A 209-nucleotide genomic window follows, 5' to 3' on the forward strand; every position below is an offset into this window, starting at 1 on the left:
TGATTCATAATAATATTAATAATTAATAAGGATATTAATATGCGGAAGATTATCTCGTCTTCTATTGTATTGGCATGTGCTTCTTTCACTATGCCAGCTGTCGCTAGTGAATGTGGCAAAGTCACCATCGCTGACATGAGTTGGAGCTGTGCAACTTTAATCGCTAATGTAGACCGTTTTATCCTTGAGCTTGGTTTCGACTGTGACGC

Annotated in this window: 1 pseudogene; it reads left to right on the top strand. The window is 38.8% G+C overall.

The features are described from left to right. Window positions 1-39 precede the first annotated feature (39 nt). Window positions 40-209, top strand: a pseudogene (locus V6255_RS19460) (ABC transporter substrate-binding protein); the annotation flags it as partial.

It is taken from the genome of Psychromonas arctica (assembly GCF_038155225.1).
GTDB classification, from domain to species: domain Bacteria; phylum Pseudomonadota; class Gammaproteobacteria; order Enterobacterales; family Psychromonadaceae; genus Psychromonas; species Psychromonas arctica_B.